Raw genomic sequence first — 6,501 nt, 5'->3', positions numbered from 1 at the left:
GTCGTGTAGACACAAGGGCGTGTCGCCTGCGCCTGACCCGGATTCCGTTGAGTTCTCCGCCCCATTCGACCAGCAGCTCGGTCTGCAATTCACCGAACTGAGTCCCGACGGGGCACGCGCGCAACTCGAGGTCAAGCCCGCGCTGCTGCAGCCGATGGGCCTGGTACACGGCGGGGTCTACTGCTCGATGATCGAGAGCATGGCCAGCGTGGCGGCTTACACCTGGCTGGCCGAGCATGGCGGCGGCAACGTGGTGGGCGTCAACAACAACACCGACTTCCTGCGTGCCATCAAATCGGGCACCGTCTACGGCACGGCCGATCCGGTGCACCGTGGCCGCCGCCAGCAGCTGTGGCAGGTGACGATCACCGACGACGACGGCCGGCTGGTCGCGCGCGGCCAGGTGCGACTGCAGAACCTGGAGGCGTGACGGTCAGCTGGCTACTTTGGTGACCGCGCTCGCTTGGGCTTCGGCCGCCAACTCCGCCAGTTGTTCGAGGCGCGTTCGGGCGAAAGCCTGTTGGTCGGTGATGGTCAGCTGACCGCGGCGGGTGCTCAGGAACGTCACCGTCCAGGACAGCAGCGTGGTGATCTTGGTCTTGAAACCGATCAGGTACACCAGGTGCAGCACCAGCCAGATCAGCCAGGCGATGAAGCCACTGAATTCCAGCGGCCCGATCTTGGCCACCGCCGAGAACCGCGACACCGTGGCCATCGACCCTTTGTCGAAGTACTGGAACGGCTCCCGCTCCGCTGGGTCGGCACCGGCCAGCTCCGACTTGATGTTGTTGGCGACGTACTTGGCGCCCTGGATCGCTCCCTGCGCCACGCCCGGTACACCTTCCACGGCCGCCATGTCGCCGACGACGAAGACGTTGGGGTGTCCCGGGATCGACAGGTCGGGTAACACCTGCACCCGGCCGGCCCGGTCGAGTTCGACGTCGGACTGCTCGGCCAGGTCACGCCCCAGCCTGCTGGCCTGCACACCGGCGGACCACACCTTGCACGCCGACTCGATGCGCCGCTCGGTGCCGTCGGCATCCTTGACGGTGATGCCGTTGCGGTCCACGTCGGTGACCATGGCACCGAGCTGGATCTCCACGCCCAGCTTCTCCAGGCGTCTGGCCGCGCGCTCGCCGAGCTTCTCACCCATCGGCGGCAGCACGGCGGGGGCGGCGTCGAGCAGGATCACCCGAGCCTTGGTCGAGTCGATGTGCCGAAACGCCCCCTTGAGGGTGTGTTCGGCCAATTCGGCGATCTGCCCGGCCATCTCGACGCCGGTGGGACCCGCGCCGACAACGGTGAAGGTGAGCAGTTTGGCGCGTCGTTCCGGGTCGCTGGACCGCTCGGCCTGTTCGAAGGCGCTCAAGATACGGCCACGCAGTTCCAGCGCGTCGTCGATGGACTTCATCCCGGGGGCGAACTCAGCGAAATGGTCGTTGCCGAAATAAGACTGGCCCGCGCCGGCGGCGATGATCAGGCTGTCGTAGGGCGTCTCATAGGTGTGGCCGAGCAACTCCGACACCACGACCCGGCGGGCCAGGTCGATGTGGGTGACGTTGCCCAGCAGCACCTGCACGTTGCGCTGCTTACGCAGTACCACTCGGGTGGGTGGCGCGATTTCGCCCTCGGAGATGATGCCGGTGGCCACCTGGTACAGCAAGGGTTGGAACAGGTGATGGGTGGTGCGCGCGATCAGCTTGATGTCGACGTCGGCACGCTTGAGCTTCTTTGCCGCATTGAGTCCGCCGAAGCCCGACCCGATGATCACCACCCGATGGCGAGGGCGCGGTTCAACAGTGGGTTCTGGCTTACTGCTCATGTTTCCGCTGCTCCTGACGGGGTCTCCTTGGCGGGCGACTTCAGTTAGCTATTAACACTTTTCAGCCTAGTCAACCCACCCCGGCAAAACCCAGCCACGGGCCTGTGTAATGAGCCACACTAACGATCGCGGCGTGCGGTCAGAGGCCCAACAGCGGCCGCAGCGCTTCGGCGGCAGTGGTGATCACCCCGGGAAGGTGCCCGTTCGGCAGGTTGATGATCACCCCGTCCACTCCCGCGTCGAGCACCCGGGACTGGACCTGCTCGGCGATCTGAGCGGGCCCGCCGATCGCCATCCGGGCGCTGACGTTCTCCGGCAGGTGTTCCGGTTTCGCGTTCTCGTCGAGTATCACGCTCAACATCAGGCTGGTCTCCAGTGTCGCCGGGTCCCGACCGACTTCCTCGCAGCGGGCTTTGACGGCGTCGATCTTGCGAGGCAGTTCGTCGAAGGCGGCGATGATGTTGAGGTGATCGGCGTAGCGCGCGGCGATGCCGAAGGTCTTCTTCTCGCCACTGCCCCCGATGAGGATCGGGACGCGGTCGCGGTAGCGGGGTTCGGCCAGTGCGGATTCGGCGGTGTACCAGTCGCCGGAGACGGTCGCCCGCTCGCCCTTGATCATCGGATCGATGATCTGCAACGCCTCTTCGAGCCGGTTGAACCGGTCGGTGAAGGTGCCGAACTCGAAGCCCAGCTGGCGATGTTCCAGTTCGAACCAGCCCGTCCCGAGGCCCAGAACCGCCCGTCCGCCGCTCACCACGTCCAGGGTGGTGATGATCTTGGCCAGCAGGGCGGGGTTGCGGTAGGTGTTGCCGGTGACCAGGGTGCCAAGCTGCAGCCGCTCGGTCGCGGTGGCCAGCGCGCCCAGCGCCGTGTAGGCCTCCAGCATCGGCTCGTCCGGACTGCCGATCATGGGCAGTTGGTAGAAGTGGTCCATCACGAACAGCGAGTCGTAGCCGGCGGCGTCGGCTTCGCGCGCTTGTGCGACGACGGTGGGGAACAGCTTCTCCACACCCGTGCCGTAAGAGAATCTGGGAATCTGGAAACCAAGCCGAATAGTCACGGCTCTTACCGTAGCGATCGGCGCTGAGCGCCGCGCTGATCAGGCGAACTGAGCCAGCGCGCCGTGGCTGACGTGCAGTGTCTGACCGGTGATGTGCCGGGCCGCCGGGGTGGTCAAGAACAGCGACAGCCGGGCGATCTCGGCCGCGACGGAAGCCGGGGTGCGGGACAGACCGTCATAGCCGGGCTGTGCGCTGCGGCCGCAGGCGACGGCGTTGACGGTGATGCCGCGGGTGCCGTAGACCTCGGCCTGCCCGCTGACCCAACTGGACAACGCGGCCTTGATCGCCGCGTCGACGCTGCCGGTGGCGGGGTTCTCGGGCAGCACGCTGATGATGTTGCCGCCGGAGCGCAGGTGGTCACCGACGCACTGGACGGTCAGCACCGCGGAGAGCACGGTCGCGTCCAGGGTCCGGCGCCACGCGGTGGCGGTGTCGGACAGCGAGTAGGTGCGCGGATCGCCCGCATCCCAGGTAGGTGCCGGGATGTTGACGATGGTGTCCAGATGATGCGGAAAAAGGTTGCGAGCCTCTTGGAGGCTGGCGGGGTCGGTGGTGTCGCAGACGATCGCGTCGACGTCGAGTTCTTTGGCGGCGACCTCGAGGTCGCTGCCCCGGGCGCCTACCAGGGTCACCTTGTGGCCGTCGTCACGGAAGCTCTCGGCTACCGTGCGCCCCAGATCGGTGTCCCCGCCAGTGACTACAACCTCCACGGCCTGACCTCCTCGTGTTCACCGTCGAACCCAACACACCTAGAGCGCCTCGGCTGCGAACTCAGCGTGCTACGCCACGATTGCGGTCCATGTTACTGGACAGTAGCTATTCCGGGAAACCGGACACCGCCACGACGCGCTGACGATTTGCATAACTATTCAGCCGCGGTGTCGCGGCGTTAGTTTTGACCGGTGCGCCGCCGTGGGTCGATGGTCCTTTTCATAGCGATATTGCTGCACGGGAGCCTGGCTGCGTGTCATTCGCCGGTGTCGGGGGACCGGTCGATCGTGGTGTTCGCGGCCGCGTCGTTGAACAGAGCATTCACCCAGATCGGCGAACGGTTCAGGACGGACAACCCCGGGGTGGACGTCAAGTTCGATTTCGCGGGTTCGTCCGATCTGGCCACCCAGCTGACCCAGGGCGCGACCGCCGACGTGTTCGCCTCCGCGGACACCGCACAGATGGACCGGGTCGCCGCGCAGGGACTGCTGGCCGCGGATCCGGTGAACTTCGCCGCGAACACGCTGGTCATCGTGACCGCGCCGGGCAACCCTGCGAACATCACCTCGTTGGCCGACCTGACCAGACCGGGACTGAACGTGGTGATCTGTCAGCGTCCGGTGCCGTGCGGCGCGGCCACCGCACGCGTCGAAGACGCCGGCGGGATCAAGCTGCATCCGGTCAGCGAGGAACCGAGCGTCACCGACGCCCTCAACAAGGTCACCACCGGACAAGCCGACGCCGCGCTGGTCTACGTCACCGATGCGCTCGACGCCGGGAACAAGGTGGCGACGGTTCGATTCCCCGAGGCCGCCGGTGTGCTGAACACCTATCCCATCGCGGTGCTGAAGAAAGCACCCCAATCTGGGCCGGCGCAGAAATTTCTGGCGCTGGTGACCGGCGAGACCGGGCAGCAGATCCTGGGCCGGGCGGGTTTCGTCGAGCCTTGATGCGCACGTCGACCAGTCTGCCGCGCTGGATCTACCCGCCCGCCGGGGTCGGGACGCTGTTCGTGGCACTGCCGCTGGTCGCGATTGCGGTTCAGGTCGACTGGCCGCATTTCTGGTCGCTGATCAGCAGTGACTCGTCGGCGACCGCGCTGTCGCTGAGCCTGAAGACCGCCACGGCGAGCACGGTGCTGTGCGTCCTGCTCGGCGTTCCGATGGCGCTGGTGCTGGCGCGCAGCCGGCTACGGCTGGTGCGCATCCTGCGGCCGTTGATCCTGGTGCCGCTGGTGTTGCCGCCGGTGGTAGGCGGCATCGCGTTGTTGTACGCCTTCGGCCGACTCGGTCTGGTCGGGCAATTTCTGGAGGCGGCGGGAGTCAGCATCGCTTTCAGTACCGCCGCGGTGGTGTTGGCGCAGACCTTCGTCTCGCTGCCGTTCCTGGTGATCTCCCTGGAGGGTGCCGCGCGCACCGCCGGGGCCGACTACGAGGTGGTGGCGGCGACCCTGGGCGCCCGGCCCACCACGACCTGGTGGCGAGTCACCCTGCCGCTACTGCTCCCGGGACTGGTCTCGGGCGCGGTCCTGGCTTTCGCCCGCTCGCTGGGGGAGTTCGGTGCCACCCTCACGTTCGCCGGGTCGCTGCAAGGGGTTACCCGCACGCTGCCGCTGGAGATCTACCTGCAGCGGGTGAGCGACCCGGATGCCGCGGTGGCACTGTCGCTGCTGCTGGTGGCGGTGGCGGCGTTGGTGGTGCTGGGACTCGGCGCGCGCCGCCTGACTGGGTCCGAAGCACGGTAGCCGGCGATGAGCGATCTGCAGTTGCGTGCGGTGCTGGAGGAACGGCACGTAGACGTGGAGTTGGCGGTGTCCGCCGGCGAGGTGCTGGCGGTGCTCGGACCCAACGGCGCCGGGAAGTCGACGGTCCTGCAGATCATCGCCGGCCTGGTCACGCCCGACGCGGGTGTGGTGCGGCTGGGAGATCGGGTGCTCACCGACACCGCGGCCGGGTTGAACGTGGCCACCCATCGCCGTCGAGTCGGGTTGCTACAGCAAGACTCGCTGCTGTTTCCGCACCTGGACGTCGCCGCCAACGTCGCGTTCGGGCCCCGCAGCGGCCGCACGCTTCGGCTCGGACGAGCGCGGGAAAGCCGGGCCGTGGCCCTGCGCTGGCTGGGCGAGGTGGATGCCGAGCAGTTGGCGGACCGCAAACCGCGGCAGTTGTCGGGTGGGCAGGCTCAGCGTGTGGCAATCGCCCGGGCGCTGGCGGCCGAGCCGGAGGCATTGTTGCTCGACGAGCCGTTGAGCGGCCTGGACGTGGCGGCCGCCGGCTCGATCCGTGGGGTCTTGCGCGATGTCGTAGCGCGCACCGGCTGTGCGGTCGTGTTGGTCACCCACGACCTGCTGGACGTGTTCACGCTGGCCGATCGCGTGCTGGTGCTCGAGTCGGGCAAGATCGCCGAAATCGGGCCGGCCGCCCAAGTGCTGGCCGCGCCGCGAAGCCGGTTCGGCGCCCGGTTCGCCGGCGTCAACCTGATCAGCGGAACGATCGGGTCCGACGGAGCCCTGCACAGCGGGTCCGGACAGGTCTGGCAGGGGACTGCCGGCGAGGACACTGACGTCGGCCCCGGTCAAGCTGCGGTGGCGGTCTTCGCGCCGGCGAGCGTGGCCGTGTTTCCGACCCGGCCGCACGGCAGCCCGCGCAACACCGTCGAAGTGGTCGTCGCCGAGTTGGATACCCGCGGACCCGCGGTCCTGGTACGCGGCGCGGAACAACCCGACGGGGCACCCGGGCTGGCCGCCGGCATCACCGTCGATGCCGCGGCCGATCTGCAGCTCACGACCGGCGACCGGGTCTGGTTCAGCGTCAAGGCCGGCGAAGTGGCGCTGCATCCTGCGCTGCGCCGTCATCTGTGAGCCAAGACGCCCGAACGAACTGCCAAGACACCGGGCGGGCCGTCCTT

The 6,501-nt window shown here is 67.6% G+C and carries 7 protein-coding genes; 4 read left to right on the top strand and 3 right to left on the bottom strand.

Annotated features, from left to right (window positions below; translation table 11 throughout):
• The first annotated feature begins 19 nt into the window (after window positions 1-19).
• A complete protein-coding gene (locus AC5Y47_RS24430; RefSeq protein WP_499946825.1) occupies window positions 20-430 on the top strand; it encodes a PaaI family thioesterase in 411 nt (136 codons plus the stop codon).
• A gap of 3 nt (window positions 431-433) precedes the next feature.
• Here the strand turns inward: AC5Y47_RS24430 and AC5Y47_RS24425 are convergent, their stop codons facing one another.
• The 3 genes from AC5Y47_RS24425 to AC5Y47_RS24415 all read right to left on the bottom strand — a co-directional run bounded on the left by AC5Y47_RS24425 (window position 434) and on the right by AC5Y47_RS24415 (window position 3,593).
• Window positions 434-1,822 (bottom strand): NAD(P)/FAD-dependent oxidoreductase, encoded by a 1,389-nt coding sequence (locus AC5Y47_RS24425; protein WP_499946822.1) that lies wholly within the window; start codon window positions 1,820-1,822, stop codon window positions 434-436.
• 139 nt (window positions 1,823-1,961) lie between these two features.
• A complete protein-coding gene (locus AC5Y47_RS24420) occupies window positions 1,962-2,882 on the bottom strand; it encodes an LLM class F420-dependent oxidoreductase (RefSeq protein ID WP_499946821.1) in 921 nt (306 codons plus the stop codon).
• A gap of 39 nt (window positions 2,883-2,921) precedes the next feature.
• The gene (locus tag AC5Y47_RS24415) at window positions 2,922-3,593 is read right to left on the bottom strand and encodes an SDR family oxidoreductase (RefSeq protein ID WP_499946820.1); all 672 of its coding nucleotides are present in this window, start codon (window positions 3,591-3,593) and stop codon (window positions 2,922-2,924) included.
• A 192-nt stretch (window positions 3,594-3,785) separates the two neighbouring features.
• Between AC5Y47_RS24415 and modA the strand changes: the two genes are divergently transcribed.
• Genes modA through AC5Y47_RS24400 form a run of 3 tightly spaced genes read left to right on the top strand, consistent with a single transcriptional unit; the run spans window position 3,786 to window position 6,454 of the window.
• Window positions 3,786-4,544, top strand: coding sequence for a molybdate ABC transporter substrate-binding protein (modA, locus tag AC5Y47_RS24410; RefSeq protein WP_499946819.1), 759 nt, complete (start codon window positions 3,786-3,788; stop codon window positions 4,542-4,544).
• Complete coding sequence (locus tag AC5Y47_RS24405; protein WP_499946818.1) at window positions 4,544-5,338, top strand: ABC transporter permease; 795 nt, start codon at window positions 4,544-4,546, stop codon at window positions 5,336-5,338. Before modA ends, AC5Y47_RS24405 begins: the two co-directional genes overlap by 1 nt.
• A gap of 6 nt (window positions 5,339-5,344) precedes the next feature.
• On the top strand, window positions 5,345-6,454 hold the full coding sequence (locus AC5Y47_RS24400; protein WP_499946817.1) for a sulfate/molybdate ABC transporter ATP-binding protein: 1,110 nt from the start codon (window positions 5,345-5,347) through the stop codon (window positions 6,452-6,454).
• Window positions 6,455-6,501: the final 47 nt, after the last annotated feature.

The organism is Mycobacterium sp. NGS22 (genome assembly GCF_059813095.1).
This window is presented reverse-complemented; position numbering and strand designations above follow the sequence as displayed.